This window comes from Chitinophaga oryziterrae, assembly GCF_009758125.1.
Taxonomy (GTDB): Bacteria; Bacteroidota; Bacteroidia; order Chitinophagales; family Chitinophagaceae; genus Chitinophaga; species Chitinophaga oryziterrae.
On record NZ_WRXO01000017.1, the window covers coordinates 17,735 to 37,163 of the forward strand.

13 protein-coding genes are annotated in these 19,429 nt (G+C 45.0%); 3 read left to right on the forward strand and 10 right to left on the reverse strand.

The genetic code is table 11. The features are described from left to right. Positions 1-1,149 (reverse strand): putative sensor domain DACNV-containing protein, encoded by a 1,149-nt coding sequence (locus GO495_RS31540; protein ID WP_205691369.1) that lies wholly within the window; start codon positions 1,147-1,149, stop codon positions 1-3. Between the two features lie 141 nt (positions 1,150-1,290). On the opposite strand from GO495_RS31540, the gene poxB reads away from it, so the two are divergent. Beyond that, a complete protein-coding gene (poxB, locus tag GO495_RS31545; RefSeq protein ID WP_157303947.1) occupies positions 1,291-3,018 on the forward strand; it encodes a ubiquinone-dependent pyruvate dehydrogenase in 1,728 nt (575 codons plus the stop codon). A 2-nt stretch (positions 3,019-3,020) separates the two neighbouring features. Here poxB and GO495_RS31550 read toward each other — a convergent pair whose 3' ends face one another. Then, positions 3,021-4,097: a 3-oxoacyl-ACP synthase III family protein gene (locus GO495_RS31550; RefSeq protein ID WP_157303948.1), complete on the reverse strand. Its 1,077-nt coding sequence runs from the start codon at positions 4,095-4,097 to the stop codon at positions 3,021-3,023. 150 nt (positions 4,098-4,247) lie between these two features. On the opposite strand from GO495_RS31550, the gene GO495_RS31555 reads away from it, so the two are divergent. Continuing rightward, positions 4,248-4,688, forward strand: a complete 441-nt coding sequence (locus GO495_RS31555; RefSeq protein WP_157303949.1) for a nucleoside deaminase — start codon at positions 4,248-4,250, stop codon at positions 4,686-4,688. A gap of 7 nt (positions 4,689-4,695) precedes the next feature. On the opposite strand, the gene GO495_RS31560 is transcribed toward GO495_RS31555, so the two are convergent. The 3 genes from GO495_RS31560 to GO495_RS31570 form a co-directional block, all read right to left on the reverse strand. Next, a complete protein-coding gene (locus GO495_RS31560) occupies positions 4,696-5,187 on the reverse strand; it encodes a sigma factor (RefSeq protein ID WP_157303950.1) in 492 nt (163 codons plus the stop codon). 41 nt (positions 5,188-5,228) lie between these two features. Next, complete coding sequence (locus GO495_RS31565; RefSeq protein WP_157303951.1) at positions 5,229-5,687, reverse strand: NanQ anomerase/TabA/YiaL family protein; 459 nt, start codon at positions 5,685-5,687, stop codon at positions 5,229-5,231. Between the two features lie 75 nt (positions 5,688-5,762). Continuing rightward, the gene (locus tag GO495_RS31570; RefSeq protein WP_157303952.1) at positions 5,763-6,032 is read right to left on the reverse strand and encodes a hypothetical protein; all 270 of its coding nucleotides are present in this window, start codon (positions 6,030-6,032) and stop codon (positions 5,763-5,765) included. A 105-nt stretch (positions 6,033-6,137) separates the two neighbouring features. Here GO495_RS31570 and GO495_RS31575 point away from each other — a divergent pair, with 105 nt between their 5' ends. Then, positions 6,138-7,400 carry a cytochrome P460 family protein gene (locus GO495_RS31575; RefSeq protein ID WP_157303953.1) on the forward strand — a complete coding sequence of 421 codons (1,263 nt, stop codon included), beginning with the start codon at positions 6,138-6,140 and terminating at the stop codon, positions 7,398-7,400. A 50-nt stretch (positions 7,401-7,450) separates the two neighbouring features. Here GO495_RS31575 and GO495_RS31580 read toward each other — a convergent pair whose 3' ends face one another. The 5 genes from GO495_RS31580 to GO495_RS31600 all read right to left on the reverse strand — a co-directional run bounded on the left by GO495_RS31580 (position 7,451) and on the right by GO495_RS31600 (position 19,418). Then, positions 7,451-8,620, reverse strand: coding sequence for a DUF5009 domain-containing protein (locus GO495_RS31580; protein WP_157303954.1), 1,170 nt, complete (start codon positions 8,618-8,620; stop codon positions 7,451-7,453). A 102-nt stretch (positions 8,621-8,722) separates the two neighbouring features. After that, complete coding sequence (gene trxA / locus GO495_RS31585) at positions 8,723-9,019, reverse strand: thioredoxin (RefSeq protein ID WP_157303955.1); 297 nt, start codon at positions 9,017-9,019, stop codon at positions 8,723-8,725. Positions 9,020-9,256: 237 nt separating this feature from the next. Next, positions 9,257-11,932 carry an alpha-L-rhamnosidase gene (locus GO495_RS31590; protein WP_157303956.1) on the reverse strand — a complete coding sequence of 892 codons (2,676 nt, stop codon included), beginning with the start codon at positions 11,930-11,932 and terminating at the stop codon, positions 9,257-9,259. A 110-nt stretch (positions 11,933-12,042) separates the two neighbouring features. Next, the gene (locus tag GO495_RS31595; RefSeq protein ID WP_157303957.1) at positions 12,043-13,911 is read right to left on the reverse strand and encodes a hypothetical protein; all 1,869 of its coding nucleotides are present in this window, start codon (positions 13,909-13,911) and stop codon (positions 12,043-12,045) included. Next, positions 13,908-19,418 carry a hypothetical protein gene (locus tag GO495_RS31600; protein ID WP_157303958.1) on the reverse strand — a complete coding sequence of 1,837 codons (5,511 nt, stop codon included), beginning with the start codon at positions 19,416-19,418 and terminating at the stop codon, positions 13,908-13,910. Before GO495_RS31600 ends, GO495_RS31595 begins: the two co-directional genes overlap by 4 nt. Between the last annotated feature and the right edge of the window lie 11 nt (positions 19,419-19,429).

Genomic DNA, 19,429 nt, shown 5'->3' on the forward strand with positions numbered 1-19,429 from the left:
TTACAGTAATAAAATATCAATACGGTGCGCCTGCACCATCTGTGCTTTTTCCGACCAGGAGAACACGGTGAAATATCCATCCTGAGATGCTACCAGCGCTAAAGCCCCATTCTGATCATGTATAAACTGCGCTGCTGAGAAATGCCTTGTTCCGCCAATACTGGAAGGATGCACCAGCATCGGGATCCCTCCTACCACCGGCTCTGTCATCAGCATCTGATCTACCGGAGTAGACCTTGCAGCGCGTGTAATCTTCGCTCCAAAAGCCATCAGCTCATGCTGATCATTAATAATGGTAGCGCCATCCACGGCTGTCAGTCCCGTCACATTTTCCACTTCACGTCTTAATGCCGTCTGCCAGTAGATCTCTGTCACCTTGCTGCCGTCCTGCCGTATTAAGTCTGCCACACCGCCAAAGGCAGGGAACACCGGGTACTGTAAAGGATGTATGATAGAGTCCCGCCAGTGATCATTACCTGATGGCGTTACCAGCAGAATGCCACCCCGCATATGTGAACGCATGGATACGGCAATCTGGATCAATACATTCACGGGATCATTCCATAAAGGAGAAGAATTCAAGCCCAGTAATGAAGTGAGGATAGCAGGAGTATCGGGTAGCAGTCCGCTGTTTTCGTCCACCACCTGCACCTGGTCGCCTTTCAGTACCGCTACATTGGTAAACTTACCCAATCCTACTATACGGCGGTGTTTCACCACCAGTAATCCCGGTTCGGATACATCCAGTACAAAACAGTAATTGGGTAGTCTCATGGTGGTCCCCCAGATATATAACTCAGTGCCATCAAACCACACGCCTATATGAATACCCGCCCGCCCTACACCGGGAGCTAATTTCGTCAGCACTTTCACTGTCAGTGGCAGGCGTTGTTCAAATAGTAAAGGTCTTCCTGCCTGGCAGGGTTGTAAAAATGCAAGAGAGATACGGGTAGGATTTCCCTCTTCCCTCCGCAGGCTTGCCCAAAACGCTACATCAATCATTTTTTCAATGATCGCCTCATCGGGCATTGTTGCCAGGTCTTCTTCACCATTTGCCTTTGCTGCTGCCAGATGTTTCTGAAAATGTCCTTCTATTGTGCCAGCTACCTTACTGGCAGCCTGATAAGTCGATTCGTTCGTCAATTCCATAAAGAAGCCATTAAATAACTTCAAAGCTATAGAAAAACAAAATAGTGTTTGCCCAATTACGTAAAATGATGTACAATCTATTGATGGCAAAGAATTTGTAACAATTATTACTCAATTTCCACTCACAAAACCCAATTCAGAATGTCAAAAACCATAGCAGCCAAACTGGTAGCACAATTGGTACAGGCTGGTGTAAAGCGTGTACATGGCGTAACAGGAGATTCGTTAAATGGTATAGTAGATGAGATACGCCAGTGCGGAAAAATTGAGTGGATCCATTACAGGCACGAAGAGGCGGCCGCTTTTGCAGCAGGTGCGGAAGCTCAGCTGACAGGCGCACTGGCCGTATGCGCCGGTAGCTGTGGCCCGGGAAACCTTCACCTCATCAATGGTTTGTACGATTGCCATCGCAGTATGGCCCCCGTACTGGCTATCGCGGCGCATATTCCCAGCAGTGAAATAGGGACCGGCTACTTCCAGGAAACACATCCCGAATTAATCTTCCGGGAATGCAGTCATTATTGCGAGATCATCTCTTCTGCCAGGCAGATGCCCCGCGTATTACAGATCGCTATGCAAAATGCGATCGGCCTGCGTGGTGTAGCTGTTATCGGCATCTCCGGGGATGTGGCGATGGAGAAAGTGGAAGACGATTACCTGGAACATCCCATCTTATTAACACGCCCTGCTATCCGCCCTTCAGATACAGAGCTGGATAAACTGGCCACACTTATCAACCAGGCTTCCAAAGTGACCCTGCTATGCGGCCGTGGCTGCGCCGGGGCGCATGATGCCCTGATACAGTTTGGGGAAACCGTCTACTCTCCTATGGTACATGCGTTAAGAGGCAAGGAACATGTGGAATATGATAATCCTTTTGATGTGGGCATGACCGGCCTCATTGGATTTTCTTCCGGCTTCCGTGCCATGGAAGCGGCAGACCTTATCCTATTATTAGGTACAGATTTTCCTTACTCCAATTTCCTGCCTACAAAATCCAAGAAAGTTGTACAGCTGGATATCCGGGCAGAACGCCTGGGCAGAAGATGCCGTATAGACCTGGGACTGGTGGGCGATGTGAAAGAAACACTGGAAGCCTTACTCCCGCTGTTACAACCAAAAACCGACAGGGATCACCTGGACCAATGTGTAGATCATTATAAAGACAGCCGCAAATCACTGGATGCTCATGCTACCGGTAAGGAAGGTACAACTCCCATCCACCCGGAATATCTTACAAAAATCATCAGTGAAACGGCGGCTGATAATGCCATCTTCACCGCAGACGTAGGCGAACCTACGGTATGGGCTGCCCGTTACCTGAAAATGACCAAAGAACGCAGACTGCTGGGCTCTTTCAATCATGGATCCATGGCCAGCGCTATGCCACAGGCTATCGGCGCACAACTGGAATTCCCCGGAAGACAGGTGATCTCTCTATCCGGTGATGGTGGTTTTGCGATGATGATGGGCGATCTGCTCACTATCTATCAATATAATCTCCCTGTTAAAATAGTGATCTATAATAACGGACAACTGGGATTTGTAGCGATGGAAATGAAAGTAGCAGGTTTGCCTCCTTTCGGTACAGACCTGAAGAATCCAGACTTTGCAAAAATGGCTGCTGCTATAGGCATTAAAGGTATACGGGTGGAAAGTCCGGAAAATATTCAGGAAGCCATAGAAAAAGCCCTCGCGCACGACGGGCCGGTGTTAATAGATGTAGTAGTCAATCCCAGCGCATTAACAATGCCGCCAAAGATTGAATTATCACAGGCAAAAGGATTCGGTATCTATATGCTGAAACAGATCTTTAATGGTAACGGCAGTGAAGTGTGGCAAACACTTAAAAGCAATTTCCTGGAATAAAACTAGAGTTTATAACAAATAGCATTGATATTCATACCAGCGCCGACAGAAGCAAAGAGAACGATATCTCCCTGTTTTAATGCATGGTCAGTTATCGTTCCTCTTTTTACCATGTCGAACAGGGTTGGAACCGTGGCTACAGAACTATTACCCAGCTCCTTAATATTCATCGGCATAATATTAACAGGGATCGTACTGATATCATAGAGCATATAAAATGCTTTGATAATAGCGATATCCATCTTTTCATTTGCCTGATGTATAAAGATCTTCTTTACGTCTCTGATATCTACCTTACTTTTTTCCAGACAAGCCTTCATGGCTTCAGGTACATGTTTCAGTGAAAACTCGTATACCTTACGGCCCTGCATCTTGATATAACGGATACGGGGATCTGCTTCCGGGAAATAAGATTTTCCCATGTAGATATAATTGAGTTCATCCATCACAAAAGACTGTGCAACGGCGCCTAATATGCCAGGCCCGGCTTCGCCTTCCTGTGCTTCTATGATCACGGCTCCTGCTCCATCACTGAAAATCATGCTGTCGCGGTCATAACAGTCAATTACACGGCTCAGGGTTTCGGTCCCGATTACCAGGCATCTTTTAGCCTGACCGGATTTAAAGAATGCATCTGCATGGATCAATCCCTGTATCCAGCCCGGACAACCGAATAAAAGATCGTAAGGTATGCAGGAAGGGTTTTTGATACCCAGTATTTGTTTAACACGCGATGCCAGGGACGGTACCGCGTCAGATTGTATCGTATGTTTACTAACGTTCCCGAAGTTGTGCGCAACAATGATCTGATCAATGGACTCAGGATCAATGCCTGCATCTTTAATGGCTACACTGGCAGCAATAGCCGCCATGTCTGATGCATTCATTTCCTTGTTCGCATATCGCCGTTCATGGATCCCCGTTATCTGTTCAAACTTCTTAATGATGTCTACAGCAGCATTAGGGATACGTTGCTGATGCTCATCATAAAAATCATGGATGGCAAATTCGCTGTTGATCTTTTTATTCTCTGGTACAAAACTACCGGTACCTGTTATTACTGTTCTTATCGGAAACATATCTTAATTCGTTGTTTATACTCTAAACGTATACTTTGCTATTTTTTCATAAGCCAAAGATATGAGATATGAAGGTAAGCCAAATTGATAACAATCAGCTATATATATGATCTGAATAATTCATACCTTAACTTCGCATAAAGACAGGTAATGAACAAAGATCATGAGTTTTACATGCACAGGTGCGTGGCACTGGGCATACTGGCCGGTCACCGGGGGGATAGTCCGGTAGGATCAGTGATTGTAAAGGACGGACATATTATAGGAGAAGGCATGGAAGGTGGGAAAACCAATATGGACATAACATTCCATGCTGAAATAGAGGCCATCAGGCATGCTACTCATGCTTTAAAGAGCCAGGACCTTTCTGATTGTACCCTATACACCACGCATGAACCCTGTATCATGTGTTCCTATGTGATCAGGCATACAAGAATTAATACGGTCGTGATGGGACTGACTACAGGGGAAATTGGCGGATACAGTTCTTTATATCCCATATTAAAAGATACTTCTATAAAACATTGGGATAATCCTCCAACTATTATCACGGGTATACTGGAAGATCACTGCAGAGGATTACATAAATAAGCTGAGATCATGACAGTCCTCCATCCAACTGTTTAAAGGCCTTTTTCATCTTCGGTATTAATACATCAAGGGGGACCTCTAATTTCTCAGCAGCATCCTGCAGGCTTAATCCTTTAAAGAAAACAAGAGAGATGGCATCATTCAGGTATTGAAGGTCTGATATACCTGTGTCTGCCTTATTGACCGTACCTGTTTCGGGCAAAGCATTAATAGAAACCCTCATTGTTATCTTCAGCATCCAGGTTAACAGCCGTTCCTTTTCAGGCTCGTACATTGCCAGACCTTTCCATATTAGTATAAAACTATGCTGTAAAACGCTCTCTGCAATAAAAGGATCATCTACGATCCTGTTAATGAAACCAAACAGCACACCCGCATACTGATCGTACAGTTTGGAAATTGCTTCCGGGTCGCCCTGTCTGATAGCAACTACTATGTTATGTCCTCCATTATTTCCCGGAGTATGAGGCACGTTGGAATCGTCTTTAGTCGGTAGCACTGTAAATAAAGATAATTTATTAATCTCACATAGTAATAAAACTATATACCAACCCCTATCTTTATCACAACCTTCTTTACAGAAACCGGTGTTCCAACACGAATATTAGGCATGTGCAGGTCGGTAGGAAAGAAAACCGCAAAGTTCCCCTGATTCAGTTTTGAGAAGAATAAAGGCTTTTCCGCAAATAACATAAAGTCGGTCTCTGCTTCATAGGCTTTGGATGGGATTTGTTGCTGCAGGAAGTCGTGCCCGATCAGTTCCTCTCCCTTTACGATGTATTGCACATCAATATATTTGCGGTGGGATTCCATCTGTTCCCCTTCTGTATCTATCGTATCATATTCATTTACAATGGCAAAGATATTAGTACCTTCTATTTCATACCGGCCTTTTTCTACTTTGTCGAAATCAGTGTTTGCCAGGTATTCAAATGCTTTTATAAAGCGGGGGCCGAGGCCATAATAAAGATGTGCGTTTTGTAATGTATCCAGTATCATATGGCCGCAAAAGTAATTATTTGCGGCTATAAGTACGAACAGGATTTTATAACCCTCCCTGCTCCGGGCACCATATTACCGGTTGATCTCATTCAACAGTACTGCGAACCTTTTCATCAGTTCCATTGTTTCAGGGATATTATTCTCTGATTCTATCAGCAAGGGCATAAAAGCTTCCATCCGTTCTATCAGGGTAGCGGGTATGTTCGGATATTTCCTGAGTATGCCAATACTTTCTTCTACCTGTAGCCTGGCATACCCTGATAATTTGAAAGAATAAGGAGGCTCCCTGAAGTAAATCCTGATCTCTGTCAGTCTTGTAATATCCTTATTATTGAGTTTCATCATTACAAAGTTATCACTTATCCTTTAATTCATTACGCTCAACCTTTTTAACACTCGTGTATGCATGGTTTTCCTATAATTTTATAAAAATTAATACATCATATCATGTCTAAAAGGAAATGGTTGTTAGGTTTGTTATTCCTGCTTATCTGTTTCACAGGTATCCAGTTCATTCGCCCGGAAATAAAGAATCCACCGGTAACTGCTGATATACAGGCGCCGGATGATGTAAAAAAGATCCTTAAAAAATCATGCTACGACTGCCACTCCAATGAAACCGAACTGAAATGGTTCGACCAGATAGCTCCTGCTTACTGGCTGGTAGCAGACCATGTTAAAGAAGGCAGGGAAGATCTGAATTTTTCCAACTGGGACAGCCTTGCTCCCGGAGATAAAAAGGGTAGTCTCTTTCTTTCCATGAATCAGATCCTCTTTAAGGAAATGCCTCTCAGCGATTATACGATGCTGCATCCGGAGGCAAAGATCTCTGACAATGATATCACAATTCTTAAGAATTATCTGATCAGTCTCACGCCTGTTAAAACATCCGATTCTGCCAGGTTCAGCGCGGCTGAGAAACAATATAACGACTGGATCAATAAAGCTGCCATAGCGGTAAATCCTGCCCTTAACGGCATTGAATTCATAAAAGGATATGGTCAATGGAAAGCTATCAGTACTACCGACAGGTTTGATAACAGCACCTTACGCGTGATATTCGGTAATGCTATTGCCGTGAAAGCGATTGAAGAACATCATACCAATCCCTGGCCTGATGGTACCACCTTCGCTAAAGTAGCCTGGGAACAACTGGTAGATGCGGATAGTGTGGTACATGCAGGGGAATTTAAACAGGTAGAGTTTATGATCAAGGATGCAGATAAATACAAAAAGACCAAAGGATGGGGATGGGCAAGATGGAAAGGAATGGACCTGAAACCTTATGGGAAAACAGTATTATTTGCCAATGAATGTGTAAGTTGTCACAAGCCTTTAAAAGATAATGACTACGTATTTACAACACCGCTTGCACTGGAAACTGATACGCTGTTACAATGGAAAGTCATCAGTACCAGGGTAGATAAACAACATAAAACGATGTCTACTTTATATGCGAATGATATTGCTTACCAATACGCACGTACGCGGGGAGACAGTAATTATCCTGCCCAGGCGCAACTGACCCTTGTAACGTGGAACCAGCAATCAGATGCTCACTGGTTTGGGGCAAATACACCTGCACAGGTAAAGTCTGTTGAACTCGTGAAGTTTGATCCGGCACCTGGTTATAAAGTGATTAAAGGAACACCTGAAAGAGATAATATGAATGCGATGATCCATCAGCGGTTATCGGTAACAGCGGAATAAGATTTTTTTTGTGGATGGTGCTTCGCACCATCCACAAAAAAAACCGATAATTATATTTTCAAACGTAAGTTTTTCTTTTCCAGCCAGCCTGCTATCAATATCACTACAAAAGCAACTGCCAGGGAACGGAGAATCCCTCCTATCCCTTCACTCAATACGGCGGGGAAATGAAAGTGTACCAGCACAAAGATGGAATATAACAGGTAAGGGATCAGGTAACAGGTGAGTGTACTGGTCCCTGCCGGACGAATGATACTGAACCAGTTCATCTTTCCCTTCACATCTACCAGCCAGATCATCAGATTAAACAGCAATACACTGATACCGGAACAGATCAGCACCCAGGCTGGTGTGGAATGTATTTTTGAAATCCCGGCCGTATAAGGACGTAATATGAATCCTGCGGCTATCATTCCTATTCCAATTACTGTAAAAATGAGCATCTGGGTACTGCGTTTGCCCTCCTTCATCAACCTGAGATACAGAGATGAAACTACGACACCTCCCATAATCAGCGATACAGAACCACCGTCCCCTATGAGAAATAAATGAGGAACGAACCATTCCCCGTGATGCAATATATTGATCAGCAAAAAGATACCATAAATAGCCACCAGCAGAGGGAACTTTCCCTTTGCCACCAGGAACAGGGTGGCACATACCAGGTACGCCCAACCAATAATCCCAAGGATACCCCACCATTCCGGCTGCATACCATGAGGATCGTCCCTGCTGCCACCTTCATACAACAAGGCCATTAACAGCAATAAAGCTACGCCTACGCCCATAATAGCGTATTTACGGGTACGGTTCATCGTTTCAGGATAATCCAGCCATATCATGAAAAAGGCTACGGTAATCAGGAGCTCCCAAACGGCATGGGGTAAGACTGCCAGACTGCTGTAACTCTCCAGGTTTACGTGGAAGAAACCCATTACTATCAGCGCAAAGGAACGCACAATGATATGCCATTCAGTACTGAAGAACGAGTCCTGACGACTAATACGCTTGCCAATGGCAATAGGGATGGAGAGTCCTACAATGAACAGGAATGCCGGAAAAACAGTATCAGCGAAGCCCATACCATCCTCATTGCCCTTTACATGGTCTATCCAGGCGGGAATATTACTGACACCACTTACATCGTTCACAAAGATCATAGCCAGCATGGTAATAGCGCGGAAAGCATCAATAGATAACAGGCGTTGAGATAATTTCATAAGTGAACTTTGGTTATGGCTACTAACATACAAATATTATAACAAAAAGAAAAGCCGCATTGCTGCGGCTTTCTAAGGACAAGCATGATTAAGTCTATGCAATTATGCGTTTTGTTTAATAACCTGTTCCAGGCTATTGGCGGGAACGACCCCGGACTGTCTCCAAAGGACTTTCCCCTTCTTAAACAGGATCAGTGTTGGTACGCCCTGAATCTGGTAAGCAGATGCAGCTGCGGGATTCTTATCTACATCAATTTTTATGATCGTTGCGTCAGTGCCCACTTTTTGCTTTACCTGCTCTAAAATCGGCGCCATTGTTTTACATGGCCCACACCAGGTGGCAAAAAAGTCTACTAATACCGGCTTATCACTATTGATTACTTCTGAAAATGTAGCCATGCCATTATGATTGTATCTAAAGTTACGCTTCTTTTACCAAAAATGTATGGTTCAGGCAGGCTAGGTAACATAATCTTCGTGTCAGCTGTTATTGCTCATAAATACACCTTATCTGACGTGAATATTAGATGAAGTTAAATTGAAAAACAAATCCTGAACCCATATTCCAATGCTAAATCAAAGAACTAAACAGTCAGATCCAGTGTATTTATGAGCAATAACAGCTGACAATCTTCCCTATTTCCAGTAAAATTCGTACGTACCCGACCCTGTAGACACCATCTCTCCCTCCACCGGTTTTCCGTCCAGGTAGGGCTTTAAACCTGCTATTACAGGCAACACGATGGTTGCCGTGGAATTGGCCGGGATGATGACCGTGTAATTCACCTTTTTGCCTTTCTTCGTCCAGGAGGAAGAGATCGTACCTTGAGGTCCTTCATGCGTGGCTTCAAAATGATCAAGTCCCTCTACGAAATGAGGCATGAGTATTACATTCCTGAAACCGGGATGGGACGCATCCGGGTAGATGCCACCAAGACCTTTATACATCCAGGCTCCTATCTCTCCGAACATAATATGGTTCAGGGACATATCACTGGATGCATCAATCTTCCAGTTCTCATATAAAGTTGTAGCGCCATTCTCTATCCACCAGCCCCAGGACGGGTATGTTTTCTGAGAAGCTACTTTATATGCTATATCCGCATAACCATTTTCACTTAATGCATTCAGGATAGCTTTTTGCCCCAGTAAACCTACATCCAGGTGAAACAGGTCCGCTTCCACACGTTTAGCCAGGTTAGCTGCTACCTTACTTTTAAACTCGTCCGGTACAAGCCCCCAGTAAAGCGGACAGCTTAATGCGGTTTGTACACCCTCTCCATAAATACCTGTTTCCTTATTCAGGTATTTATTGTTAAATGCGTTCTTTATTTTAACGGAAAGCGCCAGGTATTTTTCATAGTCCGGCTCATTCCCTAAAATCTTCGCGGCATTGGATAAGATCAATGCATCGGCATAATAGTAGCAGGTAGATGTCAGTTCTACCGGAGTTACTGATTTTACAGGTACCCAGTCGCCCAGCCCCCAGGTAGTTAAACCCGTAGGACTGATCAGATCAATATGGTCTACGTAACGTTTGATGTTGTCATAACAATCAGACAGCAGCTTTTTATCTCCGTAGAAAAGATAAATATTCCAGGGGATGATAGCAATGGTGCTGGTCCAGTCCGGGCCATTACCCCATTCATATCCCCAGCCATCTGTAGGAATGATGGAAGGTAATACACCATTGGGCTGCTGCTCATCTCTGTGATCTGCCAGCCATTTTTCATAGATGGTAATGCCATCGAAGCTGTATAATCCTGTTTCTATAGCTATCTGTGCATCGCCTGTCCAACCGTTCTTTTCCCGCTGAGGACAATCTGTGGGATAACCAAAAAGATTAGAGAGATAAGAGTTATTGGTGGCAGCCCAGATCTTATTAATAACAGGATTGGAAGAGTTGATATGCCCCACTGATGGTACATCACTATGCATAAAATAACCTGCCAGGCTTTCTTTATTCAATACAACCGGATTAGTACTATTGATTTCAATATACTGGAATCCTTTATAGTCGAAGTGCGGCATAAAGGTTTCTTCTCCGTTGCCACTGAGAATATAGATATCTGTCTGGAAAGGGTCTTTATCATCTGTTGGACGGTAGTGTACATCTATATTGGAAATATCTGCGTGACCGTTAGTATATAACCTTTCTGCGTGTTTGAGACGGATGACCGTTCCTGCGGGCCCTTTCACCGTAATCTTACTTACACCGGCAATGTTCCTGCCAAGGTCAAAGATGTAATTGGAATCACTGAATTTCTTCACGCTCTTGGCAGGGATCTCTTCAATATTCCTTACCGGATGCATCACCTGGGCTACAATATTGGCAGATGGCGCTTCACGATAGATGACATGGCCCCATGCGGAATCATTGTATACAGGCGTATTCCAGCCTTTCTTTTCCAGACGGGCGTCATAATGTTCCGCAGTATAAATACTGTTGAATATAACAGGACTGAGCGCTGTTTTCCAGTCTTTCCCCGATCTGATGATCTCTGTAGTACCATCTTCATAAGTAATCCTTAAGTCCAGGCAAAAAGCCGGACGGTTACGCCAGGGTGCTTTGTGGAAGTCCCATACGGCGGTTGACTGATGATTATACCAGCCATTCCCCAACAACACACCGATAGCATTTTTACCGGATTGCAACTGTTGGGTAACGTCGTAGGTGAGGTATAATGTTCTGCGGTCAAAACGGGTATACATAGGATCTAAACGGTGATTACCTATCTTTTCCCCATTGATGTACAACTCATATAAACCCGCAACGGCGATGTAAGCACGTGCGGATTGTACCTTTTTAGCAGTGGTAAAGGTTTTCCTGAAATAAGGGGCCGGTTTCATGTTCCGGTCGTCATTATCGGAAATCCAGGCGCCACGCCAGTTCTTCATCTCCATCATACCGGTCTCGAAACTGGCTATCCCTGCGGATGTTTGATTGTCGCGGTCTTTGACCGCTACTTTCCAGTAATACTTAGTGAACGGCTGTAATGGCTGACCTTTATACACGATGAGGGTACTGTCTGATTCTACCCAGCCGGTACTCCACACACTCCCTCTTCCTTCTGCCACGGCGCTGGAATCAGTATCTACCAGGATGTTATAGGCGCCCTGAAGGCTATTTTGACGTGGATCAGACAAGTGCCAGGATAGGCGTGGGTTACGGGTATCTATACCGATAGGGTTTTTAAGATATTCACTTTGCATACCTGCAACAACCACCTGAGCCAGGGAAGCTGTTGCGCAGCATGTAATAAATAAAAATACAGAGGCAAAAGCCCTGAGACCTGATGTGGATTTTAGCATGACAAATACTTGTTGAGGAGACGAATATATAGTTTAGATGAAAAAAATCATAACGGATAGCAATATAATGCCCTAAAATCTATAAACTGTCCCTCAGTATCTTATCTGCTTTACTCGGCCTTTTTCACCGGAATAGTCTGGTCAAATGCCAGTCCGCTATGCCCTTCTCCCCTGCCGGTCTGTTTACGGATACCCAGCCAGGTACATACACCGCCATTGTACCAGCGTGAGCGCTGGTAAGACTGGTACACATTCGTACCGGCACGGGGTACTTCTTCTTCATTAATAAAATAAGGCTTGCAGAGGTCTATATCCAATCCTTCCCGCAGCAGTGTAGTCCGCGGACGGATCTTTTCAGGTTTGGCAGCATCGCCGTTTAGAATCCTTGGCATAGCGGCACGCTGCAGGCGGATACTCCTGTTACTGCCTTCCATACGTGCAGGAATAAACGGGATCCAGTTTTCAGGAACACCGTTCATCACCTGGTAACGGATATCTGCTTTATATACAGGAACCGGACTTACAACCGTTCCATCTGAAATATCCTTATCCAGTAACTGCTGATAACGTTTCCTCAGTTCATCGGCGGCTTCACTGCCACGTTTGGAAGCACCAGTCATGAGGGGAACAGTATGTTCGATCGCCCATACCATATTGGCCGTTTCATCCCGGATAAACCGTATCTCTTCCAGCGGTTTGCTTTCCAGTATCTTAGGCGTTACGGGTAACACCAGCAAACCGGGATCTGTTAATTCTCCCAGGTTGCCCTTTGTATTCAATGTAAACATGCTCCACTTGTTCCAGTCATCATCCAGCCCTTTCCCCGCAGCTTCTATCCAGTACCTTTCTCCGAATACATTGGTCACGGACATGCCCTTTATATTGGCAATACTACCCGCATCAAGGGTAAAAGGCAGCAGGAACCAGTCATTGGCAAACACCAACCCGAACTCCATCAGCAGCAGTTTACCCAGGTCTGTAGTACCCGGATTAATATTCCCGAAATTGGTACGCCCGTTTTCGAATGTCCACCAGCGGGTATCCGGCATACCATCAAACGTAACAGGTACGGGTATAAATGAGCGGGTATATGTTTTGGGAGGAGCTACCGGCACACCGGTGTCTCCTAATGTAGTCGACAGCGGATCTATGTCCACGCTGTACCAGTCCAGGTGACCATCACAGTACTGATCTGCTGTAAGTACCTTCTCCCCGCTGCCCTGCGGTGCAGAACAACCAAACTGGTATTCCAGGAAATCAGGCTTCCAGGCATTGTTTTCGGGGTCTAAAGGTTGATAGTATAATTTCTCATACCAGATAATGAACTTACCGGCTAAGATATCAATCGCATCCTGTTGCACAGGCGTCATAGGGATCGTATCATAAGCGTGATGGGCAGCATCTGATTTCAGATAAATATAGAGTTCATAACCGTCCATACAACGCTGTGCAGTGGCCGCAACCTGTTGCCAGGCTTCTCTGTGAGCGGTAACCATTACGTCGTTTTTATCTGTTATATCAGGTATGCTGATCGCATATTTCGTGACGTAAGCAGTTTTAAAATTACCGGTAGATGCAATCATCTTTAACCATTGACGGCCCATTAACAACCTTATATCCAGTGATACTTTCTGTGTATCGATGGTAAAAGGAATTGGCCGCTGCTCTGCCTTAGCTTCCAGCGGAACAGTATCATCAAATACCTGCACATCATGGTTCCCCGCCACATATTTGGACAATTTGGTAGTGCTCATATGAATCTTCGACGTAACAGGAGATCCCGCATCATCTCCCCGGAACTCTCCCATCTGCCATTGTTTGGTCAGCATCCACAGCGCATCCCGTACTTCCGCTTTCAATGCACGGTCGAAGTTATCCGTACGCGGACGGGCTTCCAGCCTGTTCCACAAAGTGATAGCAGGAATTGTTCTCAACGTCAGCTCCTGACGGATATTATCTAAAGCAACGTATTGATTCATGATTTGCTAAGTATTTCCTGAACGTTATTGTTAAAAGCAAAATTCAACGATGCTGTCAGCGGATATACCGTCATGGACGAAACGACCGCAGGCAGGAAACGCGCGTAATCCCATTTGTCAATATCATCAGGCTCTATCGCACGCTTCTTTGTCATATCCAGTGTTTCATGCAGAATATTCACCAGGTCCTGCCATTGCCAGCCACCCCTGAAATCGGAAGGCATGGCTAATAACATTACCTGCGGTGGCTCTGAATTTGGCCGGTCGTAATGGAAGGCAACACCTATCGTCTCTTCACGGGCAGGGATCACTTCCGTCCATTCATCCAGTAATAACCCGCACTGCTGTTTCGTCTTATCAAAAGGAACGGCATAGTGGGCAGTATATAACAAACGATCGCTTTCTATTACATAAGTTGACGGATAGGCCAGTGCCAGCCAGCTATCTGCCGTATTAAACGGTAACTGTACGGGGTGTAATACCCGTTCAGTACTACCAAAGGCTTCAGACAGGATCGTTGTATTCTCCCAGTGATACATTTTTTCACGTACACGGGCTACACCATATAACCATTCGTCTACGGGGAAATCAACTTTCTCCGTATTGATAAGATGATCTAACAGTTGAGTAGTAGCGCCATAGGAATTCGCCCATTCATCTGCTTTATCTGCAGGCATCGTAAACGAAGGCACTATCTTAAAATCTTCATGGAAGAGTTGTTTCCCCGCCTGTAATAACAAATCAACAGATGCTTTGCTTTCAGTAGCAGCAGCGGCATCCGTGAGCAAAGAGGCTGCGGTGGTCAAACGTGTTTTCAGGTCTTTTGCCAGTCCGGTTGCCCTGGTAGCCATATCGGTTGCCAGGACAATGATCAGTTGCTCTACATCCGACACATCAAATGATATCTGGTCAAAAGTAGTGATGGGCAACAATGCTTTGATATTAGTAAGGAAAGTAGATAAAGCCCTTTCATTGGTATGATACAGGTTATTGAAATCATCCCGTTTATTCTTAAACGTTAAACGCCCTGCTATCAGGTCATTTTTTAGATCATCAGGATTGACCGGTAACAATACTTCAGGATCGGCCGTAATATCCCTTCTGGCTTTCAGTAGTAAATCAAACTTCTCATCATCAGTGGTTAAACTTCCATAAGTGGCTATCAGGCCATCAAAATGTACCAGTCTGTCATCCCAGCGTTTTATCAGTTCATCCAGTTTATTCAATAGATTAATGAACAGCTGTTTTTTCCTGTCATGAATAAATCCATAGCCAGCCTGGGGTATACCCGACTGCCCAACCGCAGATAAGATCTTCACCAGGTCTGTCATCAGGACGTCTATGGTATTCAGGATCTGTGCTTTGTTAGTAACAGTATCTGCTACCAGCGGATCAATGACGGCACTGTAATTCGTCAACTGGGTTGCACGCAACCCTTCCAGCCTGTCATATGCCATCTGTAACCTGCTGCTGTCAAGCGACTGGGCCTGATCTGCCTGCTGCTGTGCATTATTGGACAATACGATATCATTGGCAGTAAGCGGTCTTGAATGCAATAATAAATGACGCAGGCTATTCATCAGCGGGGCCAGTTCAAAGAAACTCACTTTGCCCGCTATGCGTTTCATATAGTTAATGGTAATGACAGTATCTGGTCTTACCGTTACTTTATCCAGTACGAACCTGTTGATGCGATCATCCAGGTCCGTCATCGCGGGTTCGTTATCTATGTTTACGAGGTATAATAAATCGATAGGTTCCAGTCCAAGTGTAGCGGCACTTATTTCCTCATCGGTCACCGCATTATAACTAACAGTGCAGACTATATTATTCACAGCGGGAATCATGCTCTTCAGCCACTTGTTAACAGCTGGTTCTGCTTTGGCCCTTGGTGTTATCTCTACAGCAGGATTCAGTCCTGTTTCAAAATGAAGTCCGACGCGATGCGTGAGATTCACACCACTACGTGGTGTCTGGATCACATCCGGTACCGGCGGAAAATTACCTTTGCTGTAGGTATCCAGCGTAGCCGCCCCCCTGTCATAGTTGCCCTGTACTACCTGGTGTACGCTCTCTGCCAGTGCAGTATCTGCTATAGCATCATTCAGGTCCATGATCTGCTGTACTTCTGCTGCAATAGCAATTCCCTGGGCAGTATTGTCCAAAGGGTCCAACACCTTCCCGAAAGGATAAGTACTGATGCCTGTTACACGTATCTGCTCTAACAGTGCCAGGCCGTCTATTACATTATTTGCTTCAATCGCTTCCACACTGCTGAGTGCAGCATCATCCAGCAATGTTTCTTTGTTCTTATTGGCAGCCAGCGGGAAAGCTTTCCTCAACTGGTAAATGAAATAATCCAGCTCTACACCGGGATGCCCTTCATGTAACCCTCTTTCAAAATAATATCCCAGCAAAGCGCCTAATGCCTGTCCGCCACGCATGCCCTCAATAAGGGATAATGCTTTGCGTACACGCTCTGAAGAAAGGTTGATGCGCAAAGCGTCCGGATTAGCATTTGTCATGTATCCGTTGCGTAATACGGAAGCCGTTACGGCATGGTTTAAGGAAGGTGCCAGTATATATCCGCCGTTGGTATTGTCTTTTACCAATGTCGTTTTCTGGTCTTTAATGAAGAGGTCTTTCAATACCGGATCATCTTCAAGGTTTACTTCAGTTAATATTTTATTCTCACTGCGTACGTTTTCCAGCCAGCCATAGGCGCCAATATAAGTTCCTTTTTTATAATCAGCCTCCCCATTATCATTCACGCTGCTGCGCATTAATGATAACTGGTAATTGAGGATACCATTCTTCCAGGCATCGAGACGGTAACTACAGCAATCTATATGCTCTGCAAAAATCCTTTCCAGTCGGGCCGTTGGAATCCCTTTTAATAATTCCACGCTTTTTAACTGTTCGTTCAGGTATTGCGTAGCAACATCTGTTTTAATGATCTTCGGGATATAATCCCCTACTAATAACTCATTATCACCTGTGACCTTAGATTCCGGAGCATACAGGTATTGCCAGCGGCTTTCTGTTTTTGTGGCCTTCTGACTGATATGCAGAAAAGCAGGTTCTGTTTTAGAAGACGTTACCTGCTCCGGAGTAAGTAATGCAGCCCGTTGGAACAACAGCAGGCTTACTTCCACATAGCTCAGGTCCAGCGCATGATGCAGGACATGATATAACAAAGCAGCAGGGATCTTTCCATCTATAAACCCCTCCTGCTTACGTAATGTATCATGAGAGGTTTCTGCGGCAGTAATCAGCCATTGCAGGTAATTCACTCCATTGGGGTCCGGGGTATATTTCCTTATTAACTCCTTTTCAGAAAGCGGACTGTCATCAATCAACGGACCTTTTAAAAGATTCTGACTCTGGATAAAGAATTTATTGAGGATATCCGGTAGTACCGGGCCTGTATAACCAAATTTCTTCAACAGGTCTATACCGGATTTCGCATAGCCTGCGACGATAAGAATAGCCGCTATTGCACCCCCGAATCCCATTAAATTAAGGCGGTTATACAATTCTTCCACGCTCTCGGCATTACGCTGATAATACTCTACAGAATCAGGGTTTAAGCCTACTACGTCCAGCAATATCTGGTGTGCATCCCCCGTTTTACCGATCCAGGATACCTGGTTCACCAAAGGCGCCCAGTCTGCATCTATTATCTTCAGTACTTCATAGAGGCGGGAAATATAACTGCGGGAAGCAACGGCTATTCCGGGGACCGGACTGCCACTCAGCCAGGGCAGGTTAGAGAATGTCGCCACCGGCAGAATACCATAAGGCTGTTTGCCTATCTTAATAGCAGGCACGGTACCACGCCCTGCTACAAAGCGGTTGAAGAAGTCGCGGGTACTGATGATATCACTCTCATTAAATACCGGCTGCATCATGGTTTCCATCATATACCCCATGGTTGCCGGCCATAATGCCACATTCATTGCTTTACCTTCCAACTGATCTGTAAAGCCGCTGTTCTTCACTTTATACAAAGATTCATAACTGATACCCAGGCTTTCCGCCAGCCATTGTCCGTCTTTCTTCAGGAACGGGTCTGTCTCTACAGTGAACAGCTGCGATTGTTTCATTTCATCGAAACTCTCATCCGCATCATCCAGGTTCTGATGACCGGCAGCCGTTGTATCAGTATTATTGGTAGCAGTCCCCTGCTTCAGGAGGGATAATCCTTTACGGCTTAAACGATGATGGTCCAGCAGCTCTTCCAACAATTCAGCACCTTTCCGTTCATCGTTACTCAGTCTTACACCTAACGCAAAGATCTTATCAAAACCGGCCTCCGCCTGTGCTGGTGTCAGATCGATCTTAAATCCTAACCCTTTTGCAATCGCCTCATCAAAATCAACCATCCAGCGGATATCGTCCCCTACTACCATCTCCCCGTTTGCATCCTGTGTGAACTCATCTCCCGGTGTTGCGTTGGGATCCGGCCCTACTACCAACGGAGAAGGGACCTGCGAACCCGTTACTTCAAATACCACACTACCGTTCTGATAACCACTCACGACAAAACAGTCGGGCATTACGTTTACATGTGGCGCCTGTGACCAGGACTGCAACTTTGTATCCGTTGTACCCGGAGCAGGCAACTGCTGGAAGACCACTGTTACCGTTACAGTTGTATCCGATTTGTACAATAATGACAAAGCCGCAAAATCCATCGGCAGGTAATCTTTTACACCCTGCGCGGCGTTGTCGGCCCCAACTACCTTTACAAGATCTGTATAGGCTTTTGTTTCTGCTGCTTTATTCCCGGCAGATTTCAATAATGCGGTCCAGTAATCACGCCATGTATTATCAGGCACCGCAGGCGAACTTACCACCAGGATAATATCCGTCTTCTTTACCTTCACCGGCTTATCCGCCTCATTCACCGGCCTGTACTGACTGATTATATAAGAGGCCCTTCCTGAACCATGACTGGATACCAGCGTTCTCCACGCAGCCCGTTCATCATCTTCCACACCACCCGCCTGCCATAAACGGTTCCAGTAAGACACCGCATTCTTTACCTCTGTCTCTGATAATAATTTCTCAAAAGTATCTACGGCACAATCATCCGGAAAAATCCTTATCCACAGCTGATTGTTACTGTCTATTTTCTTAAATCTTGTCTCTATTCTTACCGGCAATAGTAAGAACGGATAAGCATCATCCAGTCTGCTGATATTTTCCTTTGGGTCTAAAAACAGTTGGAACTGTTTGGAGATATCTGCTACGGTTGTACCGGCAGTTATTAAATTCTTTTTAAGCGTATTTACAGTATCTGCTGTACTGGTCTGCAACTTATTCAGCTCTTCCAGCTTTTTCACATGTGCAGGATTACCGGCATCATAACTTCTCTGCAATTGCTCCTTCTCCCTGTTAATCCTGCTTAACTTCTCTTTCGCAGCAGTCAGCGATTCCTGTGTTTGCGCCTTGCTGTTACGCGCATCCGTTAGTTGTTGTCTTATCTCATTAAACTCAGCCATGGAATTCTGTA

Bases quoted from the DNA above. Each gene is read 5' to 3' on its own strand.
- GO495_RS31540 (WP_205691369.1), bottom strand. From the start codon at position 1,149: ATGGAATTGACGAACGAATCGACTTATCAGGCTGCCAGTAAGGTAGCT.
- poxB (WP_157303947.1), top strand. From the start codon at position 1,291: ATGTCAAAAACCATAGCAGCCAAACTGGTAGCACAATTGGTACAGGCT.
- GO495_RS31550 (WP_157303948.1), bottom strand. From the start codon at position 4,097: ATGTTTCCGATAAGAACAGTAATAACAGGTACCGGTAGTTTTGTACCA.
- GO495_RS31555 (WP_157303949.1), top strand. From the start codon at position 4,248: ATGAACAAAGATCATGAGTTTTACATGCACAGGTGCGTGGCACTGGGC.
- GO495_RS31565 (WP_157303951.1), bottom strand. From the start codon at position 5,687: ATGATACTGGATACATTACAAAACGCACATCTTTATTATGGCCTCGGC.
- GO495_RS31570 (WP_157303952.1), bottom strand. From the start codon at position 6,032: ATGAAACTCAATAATAAGGATATTACAAGACTGACAGAGATCAGGATT.
- GO495_RS31575 (WP_157303953.1), top strand. From the start codon at position 6,138: ATGTCTAAAAGGAAATGGTTGTTAGGTTTGTTATTCCTGCTTATCTGT.
- GO495_RS31580 (WP_157303954.1), bottom strand. From the start codon at position 8,620: ATGAAATTATCTCAACGCCTGTTATCTATTGATGCTTTCCGCGCTATT.
- trxA (WP_157303955.1), bottom strand. From the start codon at position 9,019: ATGGCTACATTTTCAGAAGTAATCAATAGTGATAAGCCGGTATTAGTA.
- GO495_RS31590 (WP_157303956.1), bottom strand. From the start codon at position 11,932: ATGCTAAAATCCACATCAGGTCTCAGGGCTTTTGCCTCTGTATTTTTA.
- GO495_RS31595 (WP_157303957.1), bottom strand. From the start codon at position 13,911: ATGAATCAATACGTTGCTTTAGATAATATCCGTCAGGAGCTGACGTTG.
- GO495_RS31600 (WP_157303958.1), bottom strand. From the start codon at position 19,418: ATGGCTGAGTTTAATGAGATAAGACAACAACTAACGGATGCGCGTAAC.